General features: G+C 38.2%; 23 protein-coding genes. 21 read left to right on the plus strand and 2 right to left on the minus strand.

The features are described 5' to 3' along the window. Window positions 1–15: 15 nt before the first annotated feature. Window positions 16–906: a LysR family transcriptional regulator gene (locus NYE61_RS17375; protein WP_095308093.1), complete on the minus strand. Its 891-nt coding sequence runs from the start codon at window positions 904–906 to the stop codon at window positions 16–18. A 384-nt stretch (window positions 907–1,290) separates the two neighbouring features. Between NYE61_RS17375 and hpaB the strand changes: the two genes are divergently transcribed. The 16 genes from hpaB (at window position 1,291) to NYE61_RS17455 (ending at window position 19,324) form a co-directional block, all read left to right on the plus strand. After that, window positions 1,291–2,796, plus strand: a complete 1,506-nt coding sequence (gene hpaB / locus NYE61_RS17380; RefSeq protein ID WP_303449835.1) for a 4-hydroxyphenylacetate 3-monooxygenase, oxygenase component — start codon at window positions 1,291–1,293, stop codon at window positions 2,794–2,796. Between the two features lie 97 nt (window positions 2,797–2,893). Continuing rightward, window positions 2,894–3,721, plus strand: a complete 828-nt coding sequence (locus NYE61_RS17385; protein WP_303449833.1) for an FAD synthetase family protein — start codon at window positions 2,894–2,896, stop codon at window positions 3,719–3,721. 19 nt (window positions 3,722–3,740) lie between these two features. Further along, on the plus strand, window positions 3,741–4,214 hold the full coding sequence (locus NYE61_RS17390; protein WP_303449830.1) for a flavin reductase family protein: 474 nt from the start codon (window positions 3,741–3,743) through the stop codon (window positions 4,212–4,214). Window positions 4,215–4,421: 207 nt separating this feature from the next. Beyond that, on the plus strand, window positions 4,422–5,099 hold the full coding sequence (locus NYE61_RS17395) for a GntR family transcriptional regulator (protein ID WP_303449828.1): 678 nt from the start codon (window positions 4,422–4,424) through the stop codon (window positions 5,097–5,099). 171 nt (window positions 5,100–5,270) lie between these two features. Continuing rightward, the gene (gene hpaE, locus NYE61_RS17400; RefSeq protein WP_303449826.1) at window positions 5,271–6,788 is read left to right on the plus strand and encodes a 5-carboxymethyl-2-hydroxymuconate semialdehyde dehydrogenase; all 1,518 of its coding nucleotides are present in this window, start codon (window positions 5,271–5,273) and stop codon (window positions 6,786–6,788) included. A 29-nt stretch (window positions 6,789–6,817) separates the two neighbouring features. Then, window positions 6,818–7,801, plus strand: coding sequence for a 3,4-dihydroxyphenylacetate 2,3-dioxygenase (gene hpaD / locus NYE61_RS17405; protein WP_303449824.1), 984 nt, complete (start codon window positions 6,818–6,820; stop codon window positions 7,799–7,801). Between the two features lie 42 nt (window positions 7,802–7,843). Next, window positions 7,844–8,770, plus strand: coding sequence for a 2,4-dihydroxyhept-2-ene-1,7-dioic acid aldolase (hpaI, locus tag NYE61_RS17410; protein ID WP_095308106.1), 927 nt, complete (start codon window positions 7,844–7,846; stop codon window positions 8,768–8,770). Window positions 8,771–8,881: 111 nt separating this feature from the next. After that, a complete protein-coding gene (locus tag NYE61_RS17415; RefSeq protein ID WP_303449820.1) occupies window positions 8,882–9,673 on the plus strand; it encodes a fumarylacetoacetate hydrolase family protein in 792 nt (263 codons plus the stop codon). Further along, window positions 9,670–10,431 (plus strand): fumarylacetoacetate hydrolase family protein, encoded by a 762-nt coding sequence (locus NYE61_RS17420; protein WP_095308110.1) that lies wholly within the window; start codon window positions 9,670–9,672, stop codon window positions 10,429–10,431. Before NYE61_RS17415 ends, NYE61_RS17420 begins: the two co-directional genes overlap by 4 nt. A 36-nt stretch (window positions 10,432–10,467) precedes the next feature. Next, entirely contained in the window at window positions 10,468–10,851 is a 384-nt protein-coding gene (locus tag NYE61_RS17425) for a 5-carboxymethyl-2-hydroxymuconate Delta-isomerase (RefSeq protein WP_303449817.1), read from the plus strand. A gap of 50 nt (window positions 10,852–10,901) precedes the next feature. Continuing rightward, on the plus strand, window positions 10,902–12,320 hold the full coding sequence (locus NYE61_RS17430; RefSeq protein ID WP_303449815.1) for an NAD-dependent succinate-semialdehyde dehydrogenase: 1,419 nt from the start codon (window positions 10,902–10,904) through the stop codon (window positions 12,318–12,320). 73 nt (window positions 12,321–12,393) lie between these two features. Further along, window positions 12,394–14,256, plus strand: coding sequence for a XylR N-terminal domain-containing protein (locus tag NYE61_RS17435; protein WP_303449813.1), 1,863 nt, complete (start codon window positions 12,394–12,396; stop codon window positions 14,254–14,256). Between the two features lie 145 nt (window positions 14,257–14,401). Continuing rightward, complete coding sequence (locus NYE61_RS17440; protein ID WP_118888593.1) at window positions 14,402–15,919, plus strand: 4-hydroxyphenylacetate 3-hydroxylase N-terminal domain-containing protein; 1,518 nt, start codon at window positions 14,402–14,404, stop codon at window positions 15,917–15,919. 546 nt (window positions 15,920–16,465) lie between these two features. Then, window positions 16,466–17,539, plus strand: a complete 1,074-nt coding sequence (locus tag NYE61_RS17445) for a TRAP transporter substrate-binding protein (protein WP_303450662.1) — start codon at window positions 16,466–16,468, stop codon at window positions 17,537–17,539. 4 nt (window positions 17,540–17,543) lie between these two features. Continuing rightward, window positions 17,544–18,023, plus strand: coding sequence for a TRAP transporter small permease (locus NYE61_RS17450; RefSeq protein ID WP_095308135.1), 480 nt, complete (start codon window positions 17,544–17,546; stop codon window positions 18,021–18,023). Continuing rightward, window positions 18,020–19,324, plus strand: coding sequence for a TRAP transporter large permease (locus NYE61_RS17455; RefSeq protein WP_339316125.1), 1,305 nt, complete (start codon window positions 18,020–18,022; stop codon window positions 19,322–19,324). The genes NYE61_RS17450 and NYE61_RS17455 overlap by 4 nt, the downstream gene beginning before the upstream one ends. Before the next feature lie 200 nt (window positions 19,325–19,524). Here the strand turns inward: NYE61_RS17455 and NYE61_RS17460 are convergent, their stop codons facing one another. Then, complete coding sequence (locus tag NYE61_RS17460; RefSeq protein ID WP_303450651.1) at window positions 19,525–20,157, minus strand: PAS domain-containing protein; 633 nt, start codon at window positions 20,155–20,157, stop codon at window positions 19,525–19,527. Between the two features lie 144 nt (window positions 20,158–20,301). Between NYE61_RS17460 and thrC the strand changes: the two genes are divergently transcribed. The 5 genes from thrC (at window position 20,302) to NYE61_RS17485 (ending at window position 26,389) form a co-directional block, all read left to right on the plus strand. Continuing rightward, on the plus strand, window positions 20,302–21,414 hold the full coding sequence (thrC, locus tag NYE61_RS17465) for a threonine synthase (protein WP_303450648.1): 1,113 nt from the start codon (window positions 20,302–20,304) through the stop codon (window positions 21,412–21,414). Window positions 21,415–21,441: 27 nt separating this feature from the next. Beyond that, a complete protein-coding gene (locus NYE61_RS17470) occupies window positions 21,442–21,828 on the plus strand; it encodes a RidA family protein (RefSeq protein WP_303450646.1) in 387 nt (128 codons plus the stop codon). Continuing rightward, on the plus strand, window positions 21,829–22,935 hold the full coding sequence (locus NYE61_RS17475; RefSeq protein ID WP_303450643.1) for a D-TA family PLP-dependent enzyme: 1,107 nt from the start codon (window positions 21,829–21,831) through the stop codon (window positions 22,933–22,935). Between the two features lie 329 nt (window positions 22,936–23,264). Next, window positions 23,265–24,923 carry a thiamine pyrophosphate-dependent enzyme gene (locus NYE61_RS17480; RefSeq protein ID WP_095308205.1) on the plus strand — a complete coding sequence of 553 codons (1,659 nt, stop codon included), beginning with the start codon at window positions 23,265–23,267 and terminating at the stop codon, window positions 24,921–24,923. Window positions 24,924–24,955: 32 nt separating this feature from the next. Next, window positions 24,956–26,389 (plus strand): NAD-dependent succinate-semialdehyde dehydrogenase, encoded by a 1,434-nt coding sequence (locus tag NYE61_RS17485; protein WP_095308208.1) that lies wholly within the window; start codon window positions 24,956–24,958, stop codon window positions 26,387–26,389. Window positions 26,390–26,631: the final 242 nt, after the last annotated feature.

The following is a 26,631-nucleotide window of genomic DNA, read 5'->3' on the forward strand; positions in this document are numbered from 1 at the left end:
AAGGAATTGGCCTTTTTATTTTCCGATAGATTCCTCAAAGTATTCGATAAAGCGTTGCTTGCTTTTGGAAAGATAACGATCCTTTAGCCAAATGATTGCGGACTTGGAAATAATCGTCTCGTCTTCAATGGCAAACCCTTTTATTCCAGCATTAAAATGTTTCTTGAGTATGGATGCTGGTAAAATCGAAGCTCCGACTTCCACATTGACCAATTCGAGAATCATGTCCACATCTGGACAAACTGTCACGATATTGGGAGTAAGTCCTCGTTTTTCAAATTTATCCATAATCAGCTCATATTGACCAACACCACTAATTCTTCTTAATAATAGTAAAGGTAAATTGGCAAGTTCGTTCATGGTAATGGTTTCGGATTCATAGGATTTTGCCCATTGCTCAGGCATAATAGCTACATAGTTTTCTTCTGGCAGAAAGAGGCTTGAATAAGGTTCCATATCTAAAGGGAGCCGAACGATTGCCAAATCAATGTTTCGATTATTAAGCTGTTCTGCAAGAAGATAAGAGTCCCCTTCTCTTAATTCAAAGGTGACGTTTGGATATTTTTCACGAAAAGATTTTATTCTTTGCGGTACATGAGAAAAAAGTGTCTTTACACAGCCAACAGTCAATTGTCCCTTTAGACCTTCCCCTGTTTCCTTCACCTCTGTAAGCGCTTCATCAAAAAACTTGAAAAAATAATCTGCTTTCTTGTATAAAACTTCCCCAGCTTCAGTAAGTTCCATTTTCTTGCCATTTCTTTCAAACAGCGGGACACCTATTTCACTTTCTAATGCTTTTAAACTTTGACTAAGAGGAGGCTGTGCCATATGAAGTATTTTAGCTGCCCGTGTAATTTGTCCCTCGGTTGCAATTGTATAGAAATAACGCAGTTGTCTCATATCCATCTTTCTCCACCTCGATATCTCTTATGATAGTAAACCAAGTATGTATAAAGAAATAATAGTATCAAATAACGAAAAAGTCAAAAAATTAATTCATCTAATCCCAGATTCATCTTATAGCAAATTATATATAATAGTATATCTAAAATGTATGATAATCATATATTTTAGATATTTTTCATATATTTGATTCCGTGTTACTATACAAACAAGGTTGAATTATTAAAATATTTTAAAAGCATATGCAAGGTTTGATCTCTGACCACAACGATATGTAATCATTTTATTTTTTTAACACATTATGAAAACGAATACATTTTGACGGTCTAGAAAACAACTTTGAAAAAATGGAAGAAAATCAGATCGAAATTAAAGGAGGATAAAGTAATGCCAGCTAAAACAGGACAGCAGTACATTGACAATTTAAAGAAAGCAAATAACAACGTATATATCCATGGGGAGCGAGTAGAAGATGTGACAACACATCCAGCGTTTAAGGGTGCAGTCCAATCCATGGCAAAATTGTATGATTTACAATATGAGAAACCTGAAAAAATGCTTTATACATCTCCAACAACCGGTGATAAAGTAGGGAAGACCTTTATGGCACCAGAAACAATCGAAGACTTAATCGAACGTCGAGAAGCGATTATGGAGTGGCAGGGCATTACAAAAGGTTTAATGGGACGCTCTCCAGACTATTTAAATTCAGAAGTTATGACAATGGAAAAAGCATATGACTATTACGGCAAAGGAAATCCGCAATTTGCTGAGAACGCTAGAAAATATGCAGAATACGCTAGGGAAAATGACATCAGTCTTACACATACATTGATCCACCCGCAAGTAAACCGTGCAAAAATTCAAGCGGAACAAAAAGATGCTAATGTTGCTTTACACGTAGTGGAGAAGAATGATGATGGAGTTATTGTTGACGGTATTCGGTTACTTGCAACACAAGCTGGTATCACAGATGAAATTTTCGTTTTCCCATCGACGGTAGTAAGAACAGGAGCAAAAGATGATCCTTATTCACTTGCTTTTGCAATACCAAATAATACGCCGGGATTGAAATACCTAAGCCGAGAATCATTTGATTATGGGAAAAATGGGTATGATCATCCAGTAGCCTCCCAGTTCGAAGAAGGGGATGCGATTGTTTCCTTTGATAACGTACTTGTTCCTTGGGATCGTATTTTCATTCTGGAAGATTCCGAGATTTGTAATGGCGCATTTGCTGAAACAAATGCTGTTGTGCACATGTCCCATCAGGTTATTGCAAAAGATGTTGCAAAAGTGGAATTTCTGCTTGGTGTCGTGCTTAAGCTGATGGATTCAATCGGTATTGACGGATTCCAGCATGTAAAAGACAAAGGGACAGAAATCATGCTTACGCTGGAAAATATGAAGTCTCATCTGTACAGAGCTGAACACAATGCAAAAATTGATAGATGGGGCATGATGACACCAGACTTTGAAGCATTGAATGCTGCAAGAAACTGGTTCCCACGCGTATATCCGCGTCTAGCAGAAATCTTAAGAATACTGGGTGCATCTGGATTAATGGGGATTCCGACGTATGATGATTTTGCTAGCGCGGAACTTGGACCAATCTTAAACAGAGCCATGCAAGGTAAAAACGTGGAAGGTTTTGAACGTGTTCAATTATTCCGTCTCGCATGGGACATGACGATGAGTTCATTTGGAAGCCGTCAGACACATTATGAGTACTACTTCTTTGGAGATCCAGTAAAAATGGGTATGGCTTACTTTGACAATTATAATAAAGAACCATACAAAGCAATGGTCGATGAGTTTTTAGAAAGCCAAAACATTAAGAAACCATCCATATTAACAAAATCAGGAACACAAACAGAAAGTGTTTTAAAATAAAAGTATTTTAAACAAAAAATGTCATAGAAGTAATGAATGGAATTGAATAATATGAATGTAGGCTAGAAAACAATGCAGCAGGAAGGAGAATTCTGTAATGGAAGTGATTAACTTGACTCACTTGGATGACCAAATATCTCAGAAACCTCATATTATGGCAATCGGATTTTTCGATGGGGTGCATTTAGGTCATCAAGAATTATTAAACCGTGCCAAGGAACTTGCGAGAAAGCAAAATGTCTTATTTACTGCGATGACATTTAGCCCACATCCAGATGAAGTTTTAAAAGGGAATAAGAATCGTAAGTACTTGATGACATTACCTGAAAAAATTAAAAAAATGGAAGCCATGGGAGTTGATAAGTTATTTGTTATGGAATTTGATCGCACTTTCGCTTCATTCCTTCCGGCTGACTTCATCCAGAGATATATATTGAATTCAAACACGAAACACGTCGTTGTCGGTTTTGATTTCACGTTTGGTTTTAAGGCGCAGGGAAATACACAACTACTCCAGAAAGAATCGAAAAAAAGTGGGTTTGGTTTATCGGTTATCCCTAAAAAAACCTACTTGCAGGAAAAAATAAGCTCTACGCTTATAAGAAGATTGGTCATGGAAGGGAATGTGAATGTGGTGCCTTATTATGTAGGCTCGAATTATGAGGTGAGCGTTAACATTCTTCCGTATAAAATCAATGGAAATATAGTTGTGCAGCCAAGTGATAAATCTATTTTTCCGAGACCTGGAACTTATGTAGTGAAAGTGAAACAAGGAACAACAACCTTACATGGGGAGTTTTATCAATTTTCTGATTCAAGAGCAGATAATGTATTGAAATTGAATGAACCGGCTTACGAGTTAGGTGATGTTTGTTCAATTGAATTTATTAGTAGGGTCAACGTATCAGAGAGTCTTTCGGTATAATTTTAAAGGAGGAGTTTTAATGAATAGCAGAGAATTTCGGAATGCAATGGGGAGATTCGCTACAGGTGTAACGGTAATCACAACAAATGATGGCACTGATGCTCATGGAATGACAGCGAATGCATTTATGTCTATTTCACTAGAACCAAAATTGATAACGATTTCAATTGATAATCATGCAAATATGCTCAAAAAAATAAAGGCTTCAGGGCAATATGCAGTAAACTTTCTTTCGGATCAACAGCAGGACATCTCCATGAATTTTGCTGGACAAAAGAAAAAAGAAGACGGCGTTGATTTTGGCTTCATTCAAGGTGTGCCAGTTATTAAAGAATCTTTAGCTTCGGTTGTTTGTGATGTCGAACAAGAAATTGTAGTTGGTGACCATACACTGTTTATCGGTAGCGTAAAAGATGTAAAAGTAACAGATGGTAATCCATTAACTTTCTATTGCGGTAAATACGGTGATTACAGACAAAAAGAATACGCTTAATGTGCGTGTTCAAAAAGGAGGATAAAAAGGACCGAGAAGTTCGAGGCGGTGAAGCTTTGAGTACCGGAACGTATGCAATTAATACGTGAGGAACAGAAAAGCAAGCCAACGAAGAAATTCGATGTGTCATTTTTACCGGACTTTTTGAACAACCTCTTAAAGAGAACCTTTGACCAAATTCGCCAATTCATATAATATGAAGACACTATGAATAATACTAAACGAGTAAGCAAAAAACAAAAAGCATACGACTATATGAAATCAAGAATTATGGAAGGTTTTTATGCACCCGGGCAACGGATTGTTATTAATCAACTGGTCAAGGAATTAGCAACAAGTGCAATTCCAATTCGAGAGGCTGTACGTTCGTTAGAAGCAGAAGGTTTAATTGAATACCAGCAAAATATTGGTCCAGTTGTAACACCTATTGATGAAAGTAAATATACGGATACGCTTTCCACGTTGGCTGTCATGGAGGGATATGCTACAGCATTGAGCAAAGCAGCACTTACTGGGGATCAAATTACAATCTTGAAGGACTTAAATCAGCAAATGAAGGAGGCGTTAACAGAGTTTGAGTTTGGAAAATTTGGAGAGCTAAATCGAAAGTTTCACGATTTAACGTACGATAGCTGTCCGAATCAGTATTTGATTGAGTCTATCCGAAAGACATGGATGCAGCTGGATTCCATCCGTTTGACGGGGTCAACATTTAATCCGAAAAGAGCTAAAGAGTCTATTGATGAACATGAGCATATTATTCAGCTGCTAAGCGAGGATGCAGATTTTCAAGTAATCGAATTAGCAGTTAGATCGCATAAGTTAAATACAGTTCAATCGTTTCATGAAAGAAAAAGACAGCCAAATGGCACTACGTTTATATAGGGTGCCATCCTTGATATTTTTTGTATAACAGTATTATGAGAAGAAATGAAAGCGCTAAATTTGTGAGGGACGGTAAATTTATTTTAAGAAATAAAGAATAACACTTCAAATCATATATTATTTCGTATATAATCGTAATAGAAAGAAAATTCAATTGAAGGAGTGGATCATGTGTCTGTGAAACATGAAGAATTAGTAAGCAAACACGAAGAACTAGCCAACAAACTAGATGATATTAAGCTATATATAAACGGGGAATTCGTTGATGCTGAAGATGAAGGAACGTTTGACAATATCAGTCCTTTTACGAATGAGAAGATTAATAGTATTGCATCAGGTCAAGCAGCAGATATTGACAAAGCTGTTCAAAGTGCAAAGAAAGCATTTAAAGGTGAGTGGGGAAATTTAAAACAAGCTGAACGTTTGGAGTATGTATATAAAATAGGTGATCTAATTGAACAGCATACAGATGAAATCGCTTTATTAGAATCATTAGACACTGGTCTTCCGATTGCACAAACAAGAAAACAAGTATCACGTTCTGCAAATAACTTCCGTTTTTATGCAGATACAGTGAAATCTCAAATGTATGGAGAAGTGTACCAAGTAGACGATGAGTTCATTAACTACACAGTATATTCTGCAGTTGGTGTTGCGGGATTGATCACGCCGTGGAATGCTCCATTTATGCTAGAAACATGGAAAATAGCACCTGCATTAGCAACAGGTAATACAGTCATTTTGAAACCTGCTGAATGGTCTCCATTGACAGCTAACCGGATGGCAGAAATTATCGATCAAGCTGGACTCCCTGACGGTGTTTTCAATATTGTACATGGCTTTGGTGAAACGGCTGGAGATGCATTAGTTAAACACCCTGATGTACAGCTTATTTCCTTCACTGGGGAAACAACTACAGGTTCTACGATTATGAAAAATGGCGCAGATGCGTTGAAGCGTTTCTCCATGGAGCTTGGTGGCAAATCACCAATTATCGTATTTGAAGATGCTGACCTTGATAGAGCACTTGATGCAGCCACTTGGGGGATATTCTCATTTAATGGGGAGCGTTGTACGGCAAACTCAAGACTGTATCTACATGAAAGTATTGCAGATGAATTTATCGAAAAATTAAAAACACGAGTCTGGAATATCAAAGTTGGTGACCCGTTGGAAGACGATACACAAGTTGGACCACTTATTAAAACAGAGCATTACAACAACGTAAAAAACTATCTTAAGATTGCTGAGGAAGAGGGTTGTGAAATAATTAGTGGTGAGATTCCTACAGAATTAAGCCGAGGCAATTACGTAGCGCCAACTATTTTGTTGAATGCTTCCAATGAAATGCGTGTTGTTCAAGAAGAGATCTTTGGACCTGTAATTGCAGTAATGACATTCAAAGAAGAAGCAGAAGTAATTGAAAAAGCAAATGATGTAAGATATGGACTTGCTGGCTATGTATGGACAAACGATATCAAACGCGGTCACCGTGTAGCACATGCCATTGAGTCAGGCATGTTATGGGTAAACTCCCAAAATGTGCGTGATCTAAGAACGCCATTCGGTGGTTCAAAAGACAGTGGAATCGGACGTGAAGGCGGACACTATGCATTTGAATTCTATACGGAACAAAAAATTATCCATGTAGCTATTGGTGATCATCATATACCGCAATTTGGAAAATAAGATCAAAACAGAGAGAGGGGAATCTAAATATGAACTTTGATATTAAACGTACAGGGCGTGCGGTGCTTCATGTTACAGACCTGGATAAATCGAGAGAGTTTTATGATGCACTTGGCTTAATTGAAACAGAATCAGATGATGAGAATATTTTCTATCGAGCAATTGAAGACCATAATCACCATTGCCTTTGGCTAAAAAAGAAAGCCGAAGCGGCTGTTGAGGTAGTTAGCTATCGCGTTAATGCGGAAGATGATCTGGAAAAGCTGGAATTATTCTTTCAAAGCCAAGGTACAGAAGTAAAATGGATGGAAAAAGGTTCACAAAAAGGAATTGGTCGTACCATTCGGATTCAGGATATTTCAGGAATTCCTGTAGAATTTTATTTTGAAATGGATAAAGTGGAGCGTATGCTGCAGCGTTTTGACATTCACGTAGGTGCAAAAGTACAGCGAATCGATCACTTCAACTGTGCAGTTCCTGATGTACAAAAAGCTTATGACTATTATATAAAAGAACTTGGCTTTGCTTGCTCTGAATATACGACATCAAAAGGTGAAGATAATATTTGGGCAGCATGGTTACACCGTAAACCAGGTGTACATGACACTGCGTTTATGAATAGTGTAGGACCACGCCTTCATCATATTGGTTTCTGGTTAAAAGACCCGATGAGTTTGATTGATGGCTGTGATTACTTAGCTGCCAAAGGATTTTCTGCATCCATTGAACGAGGACCGGGACGTCATGGATTGTCTAACGCATTCTTCTTGTATTTAAGAGATCCAGACGGACACCGTATCGAATTGTATAATGGCGATTATTACACTGGTGATTCTGACTTTGATCCAGTCGAATGGGACTTAGATGATCCGCAGCGTCAAACTTTCTGGGGACATGAAGCGCCAGATAGCTGGTTTGAAGAGGCATCAACATTCCTCAACGTTTATACAGGTAAAAGAGTTGAAACAAAACAGCCAACATTAGAAAAAAGAAAGCCCACAACAGTAATATAAATTAACTATATATTTAGCAAACTAACAGGAGGTTTTTATAAAATGAGCAATCGATACGAGGCTATTAAAAAGAGATTAAGAGGATCCATTGCACCAGTAATTACGCCATTTAAAGCAAATGGAGATATCGATTTCGAAAAACAGTCTGAATTAATCGAATTCCAGATTGAAAATGGAACACATGCCATATCTGTAACCGGTACTTCTGGAGAACCGAGCTCTCTTACTACTGAAGAACGGGTTCAAGTAATGGAAAATGCAATCAAAACAATAAATGGACGAATTCCATTTGCCCCAGGAACTGGGTCCACTAACCATGATGAAACAATGTACTTAACAAAGAAAGCTGAAGAAATGGGTGCAGATGCTGCAATGGTAATTGTTCCTTATTATAACAAACCAAACCAGGAAGCATTGTACGATCATTTCAAAACAGTAGCTGATTCTGTAGAGATTCCGATTATTATTTACAATATACCAGGACGTACTGCACAAAACATGGAAGTAGGAACGATGGCACGTTTGGTAAAAGATTGTCCTAATATTGTGGGAGCGAAAGAATCGAATAAAGATTTTGAACATGTGAATCGAGTATTGCTTAATTGTGGCAGAGACTTCCTATTGTATTCAGGAATTGAACTGTTATGCTACCCAATGCTAGCAATTGGTGGGGCAGGGTCCATCAGTGCCACAGCAAACGTGGAGCCTAAGAAGATAGCAGAAATGCATAATGCCTGGGAAGAAGGAGATATCAAACGGGCACAGGATCTTCACTTTGAATTAATGAACCTGAATGATGTGCTGTTTAAAGATACAAACCCTGCACCAGTTAAAGCAGCACTTGGCATGATGGGCATGATTGAACCAGTTTTGCGTAAACCAATGGGCTTGCCTTCAGAGGCACTGCAAGAAGAAATTCGCGAAACACTTGTTGAATATGGAAAATTAGAAAAAACAGCTTCGGTTTAAATAGATAGCTTTATAGGAAGAAATTGAATCAAGACCAGTAAGCTACTGGTCTCTTTTTCTTCATAGGCAACATCGTTATGGACCCAATATTGTTAAAGGAGTGCTGTTATTATGAGTAAGGTGAAATTTAAACATCAAGGGATTCAGCAGATAAAAGAAGGAATCTATCAAGCGGATCAGAATCGAATAGAATTCGATGGAAAACAGTGTCCGCTAAATGACTTATCACTAGATGTACCTGTGTCCGGAACAGTTTATGGAACTCTATTAAATTATAAAGGTGAGTATGCCAAGTTAGAGTCTTCGATGAACGACGATCCATATAAAGCCCCACCGAAAGCTCCTATACTATACATTAAACCTATCAATACACATATCGGATATGATGCGGCAATTCCTTTACCAGAAGGGTTTGATGAAGTTTCGATTGGAGCTGCTTTAGGTGTCGTAATTGGTAAGCCAGCTAAAAAAATTAAGAAAGAAAATGCTTTGGATTATGTAGCTGGTTATACAATCGTAAATGATGTAAGCATTCCACATGAAAGTTTTTATCGTCCTGCCTATAAAGAAAAAGCAAGAGATGGATTCTGCCCAATAGGACCATGGGTACTTGACCGTGACGCTATCGGAAATCCGAATGAACTCGGAATCCGCGTTTTGATCAATGGTGAATTGAAACAGGAAAATACAACGTCAAATTTAATCCGTTCAGTTGAACGATTATTGGAAGAGGTAACAGACTTCATGACACTTTATGAAGGGGATATATTATTAGTAGGTGTGCCTGAAAATGCCCCGCTAGCAAAAGAAAACGACAGCGTTAAAATTGAAATTGACGGTATAGGAACATTAACAAATAAGGTTGTAAAAGAGAAAGTAGTTGTAGGAGGCGGTATTGTATGAGACACGCACGTGTAGCGTATAATGGTTTAATTCAGAATGCAATGGATACAGAAGAAGGTATTCAATTAGAAGATGGTCGGATTGTCGAGGAATCAGAAGTTACGTGGCTCCCACCAGTAGAACCTAAAACCGTATTTACGCTTGGTTTAAACTTTGCTGATCATGCTGCTGAACTTTCGTTTAAAGAAGCACCAAAAGAGCCATTAGTATTTTTAAAAGGACCAAACACGTTCATCGGCCACCGTGGTGAAACGGTTCGTCCGGGAGATGTAACATTTATGCACTATGAGTGTGAATTAGCGGTAGTCATCGGCAAAACGGCTAAAAATGTCAAAAAAGAAGAGGCATATGATTATGTTCGTGGATATACGGTAGCGAATGACTATGCGCTTCGAGATTATTTAGAAAACTATTATCGACCTAACCTTCGTGTGAAAAACCGTGATACATGTACACCGATCGGACCGTGGTTGGTCGATAAAGAAGATATTGATGACCCAATGAATTTGCAGTTAACTACTTATGTAAATGGTGAAATTACGCAGCAGGGCAGTACCGCAGATATGATCTTCTCTGTTCCTCATTTGATTGAATACTTAAGCGGGTTTATGACATTAAATCCAGGAGATATTATTCTGACTGGAACGCCAAAAGGATCTGTGGATACGAAGGTTGGCGATGAAGTGATAACAGAAGTAGAAGGAATAGGCAGACTTGTCAATACAATCGTTGGGGAAGAAACCTTTCAAACGAACTAATTGAAGATAACTTCATTAAGGTAAGGGGGACTAACGATGCCACATCTGATTATTGAATACACCGCCAATCTAAAAGAAGAAACAGATATACCGGGGCTTTTAAAGAAGGTTAATGATTCCCTGCTCTCCTATTCTGCCATCATTCCAATCGGCGGTCTCCGTACAAGGGCAATCGAATTAAATGACTATCGCATAGCGGATGGAACAGAAGACGATGCATTTGTACATGCCACCCTAAAGCTTGGCGGCGGCCGGACAGAAGAAGATAAAAAGGTACTTTGTGATGATCTATTTGCTACAATAAAAGAACACTTTGCGGATTTGTATGATAAACGTTATTTAGCATTATCATTGGAATTACATGAATTTACAAATCCTACTTATAAGCAGAATAACATTCATGCTCGGTATAAAAAGTAATATAAGGTAAGTCGCACTACTAATCATCCTAATGAGAGAGGTATCAGAATATGCAGCAATATGAAATGTTTGTTGGTGGGAAATGGTTTGGAAAGGATTTAGAACAGATTGATGTAATTAATCCGGCAACAAATGAACCAATTGGAACAGTACCTAAAGGCGGAAAAGAAGAGGCTAAGCAGGCGGTGGATGCCGCGTATGGTGCACTAAAAGAATGGGCTGCAAGAACTGCAGAGGACAGAAGCAGCTACCTTGTGAAATGGCATGAACTGATAAAAAAAGAAAGAGAAACGATAGGGAAAATCATGACAGAGGAACAAGGCAAACCACTAAAAGAAGCAATTGGTGAAGTAGACTATGCAAATGGATTTATATCATGGTATGCCGAGGAAGGAAAGCGGGTATATGGCGATATTATTCCGGCATCCCATCCGAATAAACGTATTTTCGTGCAGAAACAGCCGGTTGGCGTTGTCGCAGCGATTACTCCATGGAACTTCCCTGCCGCAATGATCACCCGTAAAGTTGGACCAGCACTTGCAGCAGGGTGTACCGTAGTTATTAAGCCTGCTACTCAAACCCCTTTAACGGCATTTAAATTGGTTGAGTTAGCTGAAAAAGCTGGTATTCCAAAAGGTGTTATTAATATAGTAACTGGCAGCTCAGGTCAAATCGGGAAAGTGTGGAATGAAGATAGCAGAGTTAGAAAATTAACGTTCACTGGCTCAACGGAGGTAGGCAAAATATTGATGAAAGCCGCTGCCGATACAATGAAAAAGATCTCCCTTGAGCTTGGTGGCCATGCCCCATTTGTTGTGATGGAAGACGCAGATTTAGATAAAGCAGTGACAGGCGTAGTCGCATCTAAGTTCCGTAATGCTGGTCAAACTTGTGTATGTACAAACCGAGTATATGTGCATGAATCGATTAAAGATAACTTTCAAGCAAAGCTGACAGAGGCTGTGTCCAAGCTTAAAATTGGAAATGGTCTGGAAGAGGGGACAGATATTGGCCCATTGATTGATCAAAGCGCAGTAGATAAGGTAAATGAACAAGTTAAAGACGCAGTAAGCAAAGGCGGGAACGTCACCTTAGGTGGAAAGAATTTAGAAGGATTATATGTGGAACCGGCAATTGTTATGGATGCAACAGATGACATGCTTTGTATGTATGAAGAAACATTTGGGCCACTGCTTCCCGTTACAACATTCAGAGATGAAGCAGAAGTAATCGAGCGAGCAAATAATTCACCATTTGGATTAGCTGCATATGTATTTACAGAGAATATTGGTCGTGCTATCCGAATAAGTGAAGCACTCGAATATGGAATTGTCGGATTGAATGACGGAGCACCGTCCACACCACAAGCCCCATTTGGCGGATTTAAAGAAAGCGGGCTTGGTCGTGAGGGTGGTTACTATGGCATCGAAGAGTTTCTTGAAACGAAATATATTTCACTTGCATTTTAATAAGGGGGCTAATGCAGCTCCCTTTTGTTTCTATACGTCTTAGCGAATATTGGTTATCAGGCAGGTGACGAAAATGAGTGTAGATCAGAAAATAGATCGAAATAAAACAGATAACGAGGGAAGAATCTACTTAGATGATGAGCGGGTAATTTTAACCTCGTCGGCTGTCTTTGGGATTCTTCGCAAAGATCTGATGGACAATATATCTGAAGAGAGGATGAAGGGGTTTTTAATCCGTTATGGATGGAACCTTGGAAAAAATGATGCGAAAAATGTGCTTAAAAAGAATCAATCTTCTATTGAAGAGCTCTTGAAAAAGGGACCTGAATTACACATGATGAGAGGTTTTACAAAAGTAAAACGAGTCGATTTACAACTGGATTATGATGAAGATGGGCAGATAGAAGGTGTTCACGTAGAGGGATTCTGGTCTGGATCTTATGAAGCAGAGGAATTTATCGAGCAGTTTGGCAATTCAGATGCTGCTGTATGCTATACCCTAGTTGGTTATGCAAGTGGCTACTACTCCGAAATATGCAAAAAAACGGTTGTATTTAAAGAAGTGGCATGCAAAGCGATAGGCGCTGATAATTGCTATTATGTTGGAAAAACAATACCTGAGTGGAACGGTTCAATTGAAAAAGAATTAAAGTACTATCATGATGAACCAATTGTTCGGGAACTTGAGATCACCTATGAAAAATTGCTGGAGGAACGGAATAATTTTGAAAAGACGTTTACCATTCATGAGCGTCTTACACAAGAATTTACAAACGGGAATGATCTACAAACGATTGCAGATGCGATCTATGAAGAGATCGGTATACCAATATTAATAGAAAATGCAGACATGTCACCATTAGCAGGTTCGGGATTTTCCTCTGACTTTTTCACGAATGGTTATTTGGATTTTAAGTCAGCAGTACATATTCAACAAAAGGAAAAGGATTATCAGACAAGGGAAATTTCTGATGGAGTAAACCAATATCTTACAACGCCAATTATGCTGCAGCGAAAGTGTTTTGGTTTCTGTTCGTTTATATACGAAGTAAATCAACCGGTTACTAAAGTCGACCTCATGATTTTAGAAAGAGTTGCTTCTGTCTGTTCGCTTTACATTTTAAACGAGAAAACAACATTTGAAGCAGTAGAACGGATAAAAGGGCACTTTCTCGATCAGATTATCGACGGAGGTCATCTCACAGAAAAAGAAATTCTAACAAGAGGAAAATATATACAAACAGATTTAAATGCTCCATATTGTATTGCTGCATTGAAATATGATAATGGAAATGCTGGTTCAGAAAACGGATTGTTTATACATGATCAAGTGATTGAAAGTGTACAGCATTTCTTTAAAAACCGGTTTAATGTGTTAATTGGACAGCGTTCAGGCATACTCGTTCTTCTTATTCAAAAAGATCATAACCAGAAGACAATGAAGGAAGTTTGCCAGTCACTGCTTGATTATTTAAAAAAGGAATTTCCGCCCAGTGTTTTTCGAATGGGGGCAAGCACCTTGTCTGAAAGTATTCAACAAGCGAGTGAGTATTACAAAGAAGCGATGACAGCGCTGAAAATGACCGATGCATCAGAGGAAATCATGTTTTTTAAAGACATCAGTGTCGCAGGTCTGCTCATACATTCCAAAGATAAACAGGCAGTGATACAAAAGGCAAAACATCTTCTTGGACCAATTTATGCGAAGAAAGATGAAAGCGCCGAATTAATTAAAACGCTATACGTATTTCTCGCAAACGGAGGGAACCTGGAAAAGTCTATGGATGAGCTGTGTCTTTCGATGAGCGGGTTAAGATATCGAATAAGAAGGTTAGAAGAAATGTTAGGAAAAGATCTTCGCCAGCCTGCTGTAACGTATGAACTTTTACTCACGTTACAAGTCCTTGATGCAGAGGGAGAAATCATTTTAAAGTAAAATGGAATTGAACAGAAATTGTTCGTTTTATCCATAGAGGATAAACACTAATTGTTGTAGAACGATAGTTGCCTCCTTGATAATCTTACCTTAAGGAAAAATTATACCATATTATAATATCTATTATTTTGGAGGTTATACAACAATGATGAATGGTAAGGAGTATTTAGAAAGTCTGCGCGATGGTCGTCACGTATATTTGAACGGTGAGAAAATTGATGATGTAACAACCCACCCAGCATATCGCAATGCCGCAAGATCGATAGCCCAGCTGTATGATGCCATGCATGATCCAGAAAAAAAAGATACGATCACAACGAAATCAGATGTTGGTGATTTTCGTACACATAAGTTTTTCAAAGCATCTACAAGTGCTAAAGAATTGCTTGAAGCGCGCGATGCAATGGCCGAGTGGACGAGATATAGCTATGGATTTATGGGACGTACTCCGGATTATAAAGCAGCATTTTTAGGATCGCTTGGTCCATATGCAGATTTCTATAAAGGATTTGAAGATAATGCAAGGAGATGGTATAAAAAAGGGCAGGAAGAAGTTCCTTTCTGTAACCATACGATTGTAAATCCACAATTGGACAGACATAAGCCACTTCATGAAAATAAAGATGTATTCGTACGGGCTGTTGGAGAAAGAGATAATGGTATTATTGTAAGCGGTGCCAAGATGGTTGGAACTTCTGCAGCTCTTACCCATTATAATTTTGTTGCGAACTACTCCCCACAAGATTTAGGTGAAGGTGACCAAAGCCATGCATTAATCTTTTTTGTGCCAATGAATGCGCCTGGTGTAAAAGTAATCAGTCGTCAATCTTACGAAGAAATGGCTGCAAAGCAAGGCAGCCCATATGATTATCCATTATCAAGCCGTTTTGACGAAAACGATGCCATTATTATTTTAGATAATGTTCTGATACCATGGGAAGACGTTTTAACTTACAATAATGTGGAAATAGCAAATGGGTTTAGACCACAAACAGGCTGGCTGAATCGTTACACATTCCAAGGCTGTACGCGCTTTGCGGTGAAGCTTGACTTTATGGTTGGCATGCTGCTTAAAGCAACTGAAGTCGCTGGAACGAATAACTTCCGCGGTGTACAGGCAAGAATCGGTGAGGTCATCTCCTATCGCAATATGTTTTGGGCTATTTCTACAGCAATGGCACTTGATCCAGAAGATGGTCCAGAAGGTTATAAACTCCCGAATTCAACCTATGCAACTGCATATCGTACATTTGCACCGACCGTATGGCCAATCATCAAAAATACATTTAACGAAGTAGTAGCAGGTGGTTTGATATCTCTCCCTTCGAGCACTCAGGATTTCCTTAACCCTGAACTGCGCCCGTACATTGACCAATACTATAAAGGAACGGGTGTAAGCGCAGAAGAAAGAGTAAAGCTTTTGAAAATGGTTTGGGATGCAACAGGAACTGAATTTGGCGGACGTAATGAATTGTATGAAATAAACTATGCCGGCAACAACGAAGGAATACGATTGGATGCACTGAAGATGGCTAATACAGCAGGCCAAACAGATATATACAAATCATTCGTTGAAAGAGCAATGAATGATTACGACCTTAACGGTTGGACAAATGATACGTGGGTTAATCCAGATAAGGAAATACAAAAACTGTTTATTTAAAATCCAAATTTTATACTTCCTTCTCATGTGAGAAGGAAGTGTTTATTGTTTATCTAGTAGTAGATGGAAAGGTGCGATTAGGCGTCATAGTGGGATGGCATGTTGCGATAATATTGGATTAGGTGTCATAGTAAGATGGAATGGGTGCGATAGTATTGGATTAGGTGTCATAGTGAGATGGCATGTTGCGATAATATTGGATTAGGTGTCATAGTAAGATGGAATGGGTGCGATAGTATTGGATTAGGTGTCATAGTGAGATAGAATGTTGCGATAGTATTGCGTTTGGTGTCAAAGTATCCTTAATCTCATTGAAAATATTTTTATATCATGCTCTAATCTAATCTGTTTAAAACTTCCTACCATTTATATAAAAATATTAAATTTATATTGTTTTTATATATAATATTATATATAATTTAATATATTATAACTAAATATTTAAAAATGTAAGCGATTTCCTTCGAGGCAGTTTTTGTCTGACTAAATTTTAAGCTTAGACGAAGAAATTAAAGTTATTAGTGCATGAAAGAGAGGAGAATACTTATGCAATTCAGTTTTATTAGGAATAGAGTTCTGCTGATTGTGTTGTTATTTTTTGTATTGGCACTAGCTTCCTGTGACAGCACACTGGCTTTCAAACCGGAAAATTCAGTAGAGGAAAATCATAATTTAATTGTTTCTCACTTCCAGCCAGGGAATCACCCTATTCAAACAAAAATTTTTAATGGTCTTGCTTCTGATCTGCATGAACAGACAGACGGAAGAATTACGATGGAATTTTATCCATCGAATACATTAGGTGATGCCGGGTCGCAATATGATATGGCTGTAACAAGAGAAGCGGATATTGCATTAAGTGTTTATGGTTACTCACCAGGAAGATTTCCGCTCGTGACAATTATGGAACTGCCTTTTCTAGCGGAGTCCGCCGAACATGCATCGGAAATACTAATGACATTATATGAAGAGTTTCCGGAAATGCAGGAAGAACATGCAGACACGTACCCATTATTTCTTTTCTCTGCCGAACCAGCTCAGATTATAAGTAAAGATTTTAAAATTGAAACACCAGACGATATGAAAGGTCTGCGTGTCCGTTCTCCATCCCCGATGGCAAACAAAATTATAGAGGCATTAGGGGCTACACCAATTTCCATGCCAATGGGAGATGTTTATGAATCGTTGGAAAGAGGCGTAATTGATGCAGCCGTCGTACCTTTTGAAACCCTTTACAATTATAGCTTTCATGAAGTAACAAATTACATTACTATTGGCGACTTCTCTGCGACACCATTTTTTAGTGTGATGAGTCAGAAAACGTATGATAATTTCAGCGAAGGGGATCAGCAAATACTAGATAATTTAATAGGTAAAGAGTTAGCAAAAAAAGCTGGAAGTGTCTATGATGTGGACGGAAAAATTGGCCTTGAGACGGCAATTGAAAGTGGTGCTGAAGTGATTGAACTAGAAGGTGATGCATTAATCCCATGGCAAGAGGCATTGGAGCCAATGGTTGATGAGTGGATTAAAGAAAGAACGGAAGAAGGCTATCCTGCTCAGGAAATCTATGACCGGGCAATGGAATTGAAAGAGGAACTGAGTGAGAGGGAGGAGTAGTAAGGTGGAGAGGATTATAACGAAATTAAATGCTGGACTACTTTATATTGCCCAAGCTGTTTTAATTATTATGGTATTCTTAGTCACCGCAGATGTGCTTGGCCGCTGGCTGTTCAGTCAGCCAATAACGGGAGCCGTAGAACTTACAGAACTTGGACTATCCATGGTTATTTTCTTGAGCATTGGTTATACCCATTTAAAAGAAGAACATATTTCAATTGACTTCTTGGTGGAACGATTCCCTGAAAAAGCTCAATGGATAGTAGAGGGGTTTATTAATTTAATTATTATGGCAGTGATGGTGCTAATGGCTTTAAGTCTGTTCTGGTATGCTGAGCGCTTGCTTACTTCTGGTACAGTCACAGGAGACTTAGGCCTTCCAATCTACTTATTCGCTGCAGTGTCAGGAATTGGATCAATTGTATTTGCCTTAACTGCATTATTATTAGCTATCAAATACGTTGCAAAGGTGGGTGGAAAATGAGTCCAGAACTTATTGGTTTCTTAGGGATTATTGCGATTCTAATCTTATTTTTTTTGAAAATCCCAGTGGCTATTTCCCTAATTATAGTCAGTTTGCTAGGAACAACTTTAATTAGAGGCTGGGATGTTGCTTTTGCGCAATTGGGAAGAACCCCATTTGATACGTCCAGCAACTATTCACTAAGTGTTATTCCATTATTTATTTTGATGGGTATGATTTTATCATATACAGGAATTGGGAAAGACTTATATAGAATGGTGGATAGTTGGATTGGGCACTTACATGGTGGCCTTGCGATGGCGACAATTGGCACAGCAGCTATTTTCTCATCTATTTCAGGCTCCCTAAATGCAACGACTGCAACAGTAGCAAAAATTGCCCTGCCGGAAATGAAAAAATACAAATATAAACCAGGGTTATCGACTTCAAGTGTTGCTGCAGGCGGAACACTTGGCATTTTAATTCCCCCGAGTGTTATTTTGATTTTATACGGAATCCTGACAAGAGAACCAATTGGTGCGTTATTAATTTCGGGTATCATTCCAGGTATTTTACAGATTGTTATTTTTATCATTACAATTTATGTTCTTGTTCGTAAAGATCCTTCCATTGCACCGCCGAGAGAGGGGAAAGCAAGTAATGCTGAAAGGTTACATACGCTTAAAAATATTTGGCCATTTATGGGGCTGTTTTTAGTTAGTATTGGCGGTATTTATTTAGGTGTTTTTACTCCGACTGAAGCAGCTGGAGTGGGGGCGTTTGGCGCGCTTTTGTTTGCTTTAATTTCCAGAAAACTTACGTGGGAAAGTTTGAAAGGATCACTAAATGAATCTGTTCGATTAACTGCGTTTATTTTCTTTATTTTGATTGGTGCTAATTTATTTGGCCAATTTTTGGCAATCAGCAGAATTTCTGTCATGCTTACCACATATGTTGGAAATCTTGATTTGAACCCATATATTATCCTTATCGGTATTCTTGTTGTATTGCTTTTACTTGGGTGTTTTATTGAAAGTTTAGCTTTAATCGTGATCACATTGCCTATCCTTTATCCGATTATTACGGAATTAGGATTTAATGGGATTTGGTTTGGTGTAATTATGATTATGGTTATTAACATCGGTGCATTAACACCACCGCTTGGAATAAGTGTATATGTTATTAAGGGCGTAGCAAGAAATATTCCGCTGCAGACGATCTTCAGAGGCGTCGTTCCGATGATTATCGCAATGATTGTATGTGTAGCGATTCTAGTTGTTTTTCCCCAGATCGTTACTATATTGCCAGATTTGATGAACTAACCAGTAGTGGAGCTGGACTGCAAGATAAGGTTGGATATCTGTGTTACTTCAATATGTTCAAAGAAAGGATAGAAATACGCTGGGTCGTGTCTCTATCCTTTTTTTAGATAGGATTTAATTATCGAAATTTGATAGTAGAACCTTGGTAAGCTAAGAGCATTTACTGGAGAAAGATGCAGCTATTATCGCGTTCAAAAAAATCACTCACCCTTCTTAATCTCATCCAGATAACTATAAATCGTAACCCTCGACGTATTCAATTTCTCAGCTACTTTATCAATAGCTCCTTTAATCAGAAATATCCCCTTTTCATCCATGAATTTTACAATCTGTATTTTGTCTTTCCTCTTAAGATGTTCAACATCATAACCTTTAATAATGGAATCAATGATTTCATCAGCGATCTCGACGACATTGTCTCTCTGAACCTCAGCTGTTGGTTTAGTTTCCTCTCCAAATGTCATCATATCCTCAACGAACTCTTGTACATGGGAAAGAGAATTTAAACGATAATTAATACATAGTGCTCCTTTGACTTTTCCAGATCCATCTCGGATCAGAGACGTAGAAGATTTTATAGATTCTTTGTTGTGGTCAGATGTCTCGTAACCCGCCACAAAATCTTCATTAAATTGTCCAGACAAGAGTACTTCTCGAATCAAATGATCAAATGATTGACCAACTTTTCTGCCAGTAACATGATTGTTTACAGCGAATATCACAGAGTTTTGAGGAGTTGTTAAGTCGTGAACAACAACCTCACAATTTCTTCCAAACGTTTTAGCAATCATTTTTGCTGCAGTAATATAGGGGTTAAAAAATTCTATCGACACTAAAATCACAATCTCCTTCGTTGTAAAACGTATAATTTTTTATTGACTTGCATTAATTTTATAGATAAAGTTATATGTATAATATATTTTCAACTCATTATATATAAAAAATTACATGATAACAAGTTGTAGGAGTGATCATGCATGGAGGTGAAATACAAGTGCAGCCAATGTGGTGAAACTCATGATCCACAAACGTTTATTCACAAATGTCCATGTGGAGGGCTTTTAGATATAACTCCGTTTGATGTCGATTTTCCACTTGAAAAAATTAAACAACGAACACCTTCTCTGTGGCGTTATGAGGAAGCACTTCCGTTCAGTAAATCTCAGCAGGTTACGTTAGGAGAAGGCTTTACATCAATGGTTTCAACTGATGATTCTAATAACGTTTTCTTTAAAATGGATTATATGATGCCTACCCTTTCATTCAAGGATCGTGGTGCATCCATGCTTATTACAGCGGCGAAAGCGTTACATGTAAAGCGAATTGTAGCAGATAGTAGCGGGAATGCAGGAACAGCAATTGCTGCTTATGCATCCAAGGCCGGTATAAAGTGTGACATATTCGTTCCAGCTAGTACGTCACCAAATAAATTAACCCAAATTAAAGCGCATGGAGCACAATTACATTTAATCCCTGGAACGAGAGAAGATACGGCAGAAGCTGCAGTAAAGGAAGTAGAAGAAAGTGGAAGTTTTTATGCAAGTCATGTTTACAACCCTTTTTTCTATCAAGGAACCAAAACCTATGCATATGAAATTTGGGAGGAGATGAATGGGAATGTTCCGGATGTGATTGTCGTACCAGTTGGAAATGGCACGCTGTTGTTAGGGGCGTACTATGGCTTTAAAGATTTATATGATAAAGGATTAATTCTTAGTATCCCTAAATTTGTTGCCATTCAAGCGGAAGGGTGTGCACCTTTACTTAAGGCATTCCAAGCAGGTTCAGAGCACATAGAACCCATTGAAACAGTAGGAACACAAGCAGAAGGGATTGCAATTGCTAATCCAGCAAGACATTACCAAATCTTGCAGGTCATAAAAGAAACTGGTGGAGAAATTATAGCTGCCCCAGAAAATACGATTGAGAGTGCAAGAAAAGCGCTAGCACATCAAGGGTTCTTCGTCGAACCAACATCGGCTTCAACTTATGCAGGATATCTTGCATATATCGCGCAAGAAGGAAGCAATGTGGAAAATCAAACGATGGTTATTCCTTTATGTGGAGCGGGTATTAAGGCGGTTAAGTAAATAAAAGGTGATGCGGGGGATGTTAAAGTGAAGCCAATCCATACAGATTATTCGAAGCAGCAGGGGGCCCATTACGTTCCAGCGATGGAACATAATGGGGTACTCTATATATCCGGACAATTATCGAAGGATCCTAAAACAGGTACGATTCCTACAGGTGGTATAAAAGCAGAAGCCGAACAAGCATTAGCTAATTTAGAATTAGTTTTAAAGGCCCGTGGCTTACAGCGAGAGGATGTTATTTTCTGCAGAGTTTACACACCAGATGTTGCATACTGGGACGAAATTAATGTGGTATATGCGCAGTTTTTCAGCGATCATAAACCGGCGAGAGCTATTGTACCTACCAATGCCTTACATTTTGGCTGTCTAGTAGAGATAGAAGCGATGGCAGCGATCGGGGAGGGGAAATAGGTGCATTATAAAGAAATAGACACACCTGCACTTTTGATTGACTATGCTATTCTTATGAAAAATATGAAGGACATGCAAGTTTATGCGGATAACCAAAATGTAAAATTACGCCCACATACCAAAACACATAAAATGCCTAAGCTAGCTAAAATGCAAGAAAAATATGGTGCTTCTGGTATTACGGTTGCAAAAGTAGGAGAAGCAGAAGTGATGGCTGCACATGGTCTAGACAATATCTTTATTGCCAATGAGATTGTAGGCGAACAGAAAATCCAGAAAATCAGAGATCTGTCGAAATCAATAGCTATTTCTTTTGGAATTGATTCCATTTATCACGTAAATGAAATAGAGAAAGTTTTTGAAGGTGCAGCGGAAAAAGCACAAGTATTAATTGAAATTGAAGTAGGGGAAAATAGATCCGGTGTTATTGAAGAAGAAGCATTTAGAGAATTAGTGAGCGCAGTGAAAAATAGCAGCAATATAAATCTGAAAGGCGTTTTTTCGCATGATGGCCACACGTATGCAGCGGAAAATGTGGGGCATTGTAAGGAGTTATATACTGCTAGTGTAGATAGGACGCTGCATTTTGCAGGTATATGTACAGAATTAGGAGTTCCACCTGAAGTGGTAAGTATCGGTTCTACACCACCATTTTTATTCGGCTTTGATATTCCAAAAGGTGTAACGGAAATAAGACCCGGCACCTACATTTTAATGGATGCATCCCAATCGAATGCTTTTGGTAGTTTTGAAAAAGCTGCTGCTACAGTTCTTACCACTATCATTAGTAAACCAACAAGTGAGCGTGTCATAACGGATGTAGGAGCTAAAGGAATTACTGCACAAAAGCGAACAAAAGGCATTACTGCGACAACTGGTCTGGGTAAAATAAAAGAATATGAAGATGTTTTTATTGATAGCGTTTTTGACGAGCATGCGATTATTTATAACAAATCCTTTAGTGAACAGGTAAATGTAGGGGATAAGGTACAAATTATACCAAATCATATTTGTCCTGTGTCTAATTTGCATGAAAAGGCATATTTAATCCAGGATGAGGAGGTTATGGATGAGGTAATTGTGGAGTGTAGAGGGAAGCTGCAGTAAATTAAGTCGTTAAATCAAAACAACCAAGTTGCTTACATGAAGTTTGTAAGTATCTTGGTTGTTTATTGTAAATAAAAATAACCTTTGTCTTCGAATACATCCTCAAATTATCTAACGGAATACATTAACTCTTAATTAAATAACCATCTATTTAAAATAAATAAAAAATTTAAAATAGTCATTGACATGAAAACGTTACCATGATATCTTTTAAGTGGCTAGACCACTCAGACACTTATTGACTCAGTTATTAGATTTGTAAGAAGTCTATGAGTGGATTCATATGAATTGAATTAATTACTTTGAAAAAATATAAAGGGGACAAACTCATGAAAAGAACAGGTGGGCAACGTGTAGTGGAAGTTTTAAGGAAAGAAGGAGTTAGAAAAGTTTTTGGTGTTCCTGGTGAAAGTTATTTAGCTGTAATGGATGCTTTTTATGATCATTCAGATATTGAATATATTTCAGCAAGACAGGAGGGAGGAGCCTCCTTTATGGCCGAAGCGTATGCAAAAGCCTCGGGAGATGTTGGAGTTTGTATGGCTACAAGAGGGCCGGGAGCGACTAATTTATCAATAGGTATTCACACGGCCCAGCAAGACTCCACACCTTTAGTTGCCTTAATAGGTCAAGTTGAACGCTCTTTTAAAAATAGAGAAGCATTCCAAGAAGTTGATTTTGTTCCTTTTTTCAGTCATTTATGTAAGTGGACAGTAGAAATAGATCAAGCGGATAGAGTTCCTGAACTATTGCATAGAGCTTTTCATATAGCACGTTCAGGCAGACCAGGTCCTGTGTTAGTTTCATTACCTGAGGATATGTTGGAGGATTTAACAGGGGATGTCACACATACACCTTACCATGTGAATTCTATTCAACCGAATACCGAATCTGTTAAACAAGCAGTAAGTGAATTATCAAAAGCGGAAAAACCGATTATCATTGCAGGTGGGGGAGTAGACTTAGCAAAGGCACAACCAGAACTTATCCAAATTGCAGAGACGTTGCAAATACCAGTTGTTACTGCGTTTAGACGTTTTACTGCATTTCCAAATTCGCATCCAAACTATGTAGGATCATTAGGGATGGGAGCGCCAGCTTATTTGCTGGATTATATAAAAGAGTGCGATTTAATTCTAGCTTTAGGGACAAGGTTTACGCAACTTGCTACAAATAATTATACTCTTTTAAATGAAAATACTCGTTTAATCCATGTTGATATTTCACCGGATGTTCTAGGAAAAGTGTATACACCGACATTGCCAATTGTTTCTGATGTAAAAGAATTTACAAAGGAACTATTAAAAAATATTGAACCAATAAAAAATCAGCAACGTTCTTATAACCTTAACGAAATAAATAAAAAATATAATACCTATTCAACAACAAAAGAAGATTACAGCGAAGATTATGTAGATATGGATGGGATGATGCATGACTTGATTCAGAGACTTCCGAAAGACTCTATCATTACGAATGATGCTGGAAACTTTTTCACTTGGCTATCACGTTATTATCGCTTCGATCAAGCAGATACCTATATTGGACCAACGTCAGGGGCAATGGGGTATGGATTGCCAGCAGCTATTGGTGCAAAATTTGCTAAATCTGAAAGAGTCGTAGTTTCTTTTTCAGGCGACGGTGGCTATATGATGACAATGCAAGAGTTTGAAACAGCAGTGAGATATAATATTCCAGTTATAGCAATTGTAGTGAATAATAGTATATATGGAACCATACGTTCACATCAGGAAAATAAATACCCAGGTAGAGTAGTTGGAACTGAATTGACAAGCCCAAATTTCGCCAAAGTAGCTGAAAACTTTGGTGGATACGGTGAAAGGGTCGAAAAGAATGCAGATTTTATTCCTGCATTAGAAAGAGCATTGTCTGCAGGTAAACCAGCTTTAATAGAAGTTTTAACAAATCCTGAGATTCTTACTGCAGGTCAAGAGAAAAACGTGAAAATACAAACGCTTACACAATAAAATGAAATAAAACAAAGAAGTGAGGGAGTATTATGCTTTATATAGAGGGTGAATGGATTGAATCCCAAACAGGCGAGGTTATCCAAGTAGTGAATCCAGCAACAGGTGAAGTTATTGGAAGTGTAGCAAAAGGCGGAGGTAATGAAACGGAAAAAGCTATTGAATCCGCAAAAGCAGCTTTTCCATCATGGGCGAAACTTATTGCTAAAAAGAGATATCAATATTTAATGGAAGTGGCTACTATCCTGCGTTCAAGAGCAGACCAAATTGCCTCATTGATTACGAAGGAAATGGGGAAGCCGCTAGGAGAAGCAAAAGGTGAGGTTGCGATGGCAATTGATTATATCGATTGGTATGCAGAGGAAGGAAAGCGGATATATGGTGATACAATACCTTCATCTTCAGAGAACAAACGACTTATGGTAATTCGTCAGCCAGTTGGAGTAGTAGGAGCAATCACACCGTGGAATTTTCCTATCGCTATGATAACAAGGAAACTTGCACCTGCATTGGCTGCTGGATGCACGGTTGTACTGAAGCCAGCATCGGCAACTCCGCTAACGGCAATAGAAGTAGTAAAAGCGTTTCATGAGGCAAAGGTTCCGAAAGGTGTAATAAATTTAGTGCATGGTTCAGCAAATGATATTGTTGATGTCATGATGGAATCTCCTGTTATTCGAAAGATTACGTTCACTGGTTCAACAGAAGTAGGCAAGCAGCTTGTTCGCAAATCGGCAGATACAATGAAGAAGGTTTCCATGGAGTTAGGTGGTCATGCACCATTGATTGTTTTTGAAGACGCTAATATAGACGCAGCAGTTGAAGGAGCAATCGCAAGTAAGTTTCGAAATGCAGGTCAAACCTGTGTTTGTGCAAATAGAATTTATGTTCAAAATAGTATTGCTGAACAATTCTCCGAACGTTTTGCACAAAAAATAAATGAATTAATGGTTGGAAACGGTCTTGATTCTGGTGTGACAATTGGCCCGCTGATCAATGAACGAGCAATTGAAAAAGCTGAAGATCAAATTAAAGATGCTGTTGAAAAAGGAGCAAAAGTTGTAGTAGGAGGAGAAAGATTAAACGAAGGAAAGTTTAAGGACGGTTATTTCTATCAACCTACTCTATTAACAAATGCTACGCATGAAATGAAAATTTCTCATGAAGAAACGTTTGGTCCAGTAGCTCCAATTTTTGAATTTGAAACAGAAGATGAGGTCATTGAAAAAGCGAATAATAGTGTTTACGGGTTAGCTTCATATATTTTTACGAACGATGCCTCACGTATTTTCCGAGTTAGTGAAAGACTTGAATACGGTATTGTTGGAATTAACGATCCAGCACCTACCGTAGCGCAGGCACCATTCGGAGGTGTGAAAGATTCGGGTGTTGGGCGCGAAGGCGGTAAATATGGAATTGAAGATTATCTGGAATACAAATATTTATCGCTTCAATTAGATTTGTAGGTTGAACTCATAAATAATTCACTTTATTTTTACGAATAAATATATAAGTATGTTTATTAAATGGTGGTCAGGAACTGTGATTATTTGTGCATTCTCTCATTCTCGATAGGTACATCTTGGTAATATTTTTAAAGCAGAGGGTATTTCTATGATTTGGATTGACAGAGCTTTGGAATACCCCTGACACTTGTTGTCGGATTATTATCATGTATTAGTATTGATTGAGTGTATTAAAAAAACAG

It is taken from the genome of Oceanobacillus sp. FSL W7-1304 (genome assembly GCF_037969805.1).
Lineage (GTDB): Bacteria > Bacillota > Bacilli > Bacillales > Amphibacillaceae > Oceanobacillus > Oceanobacillus profundus.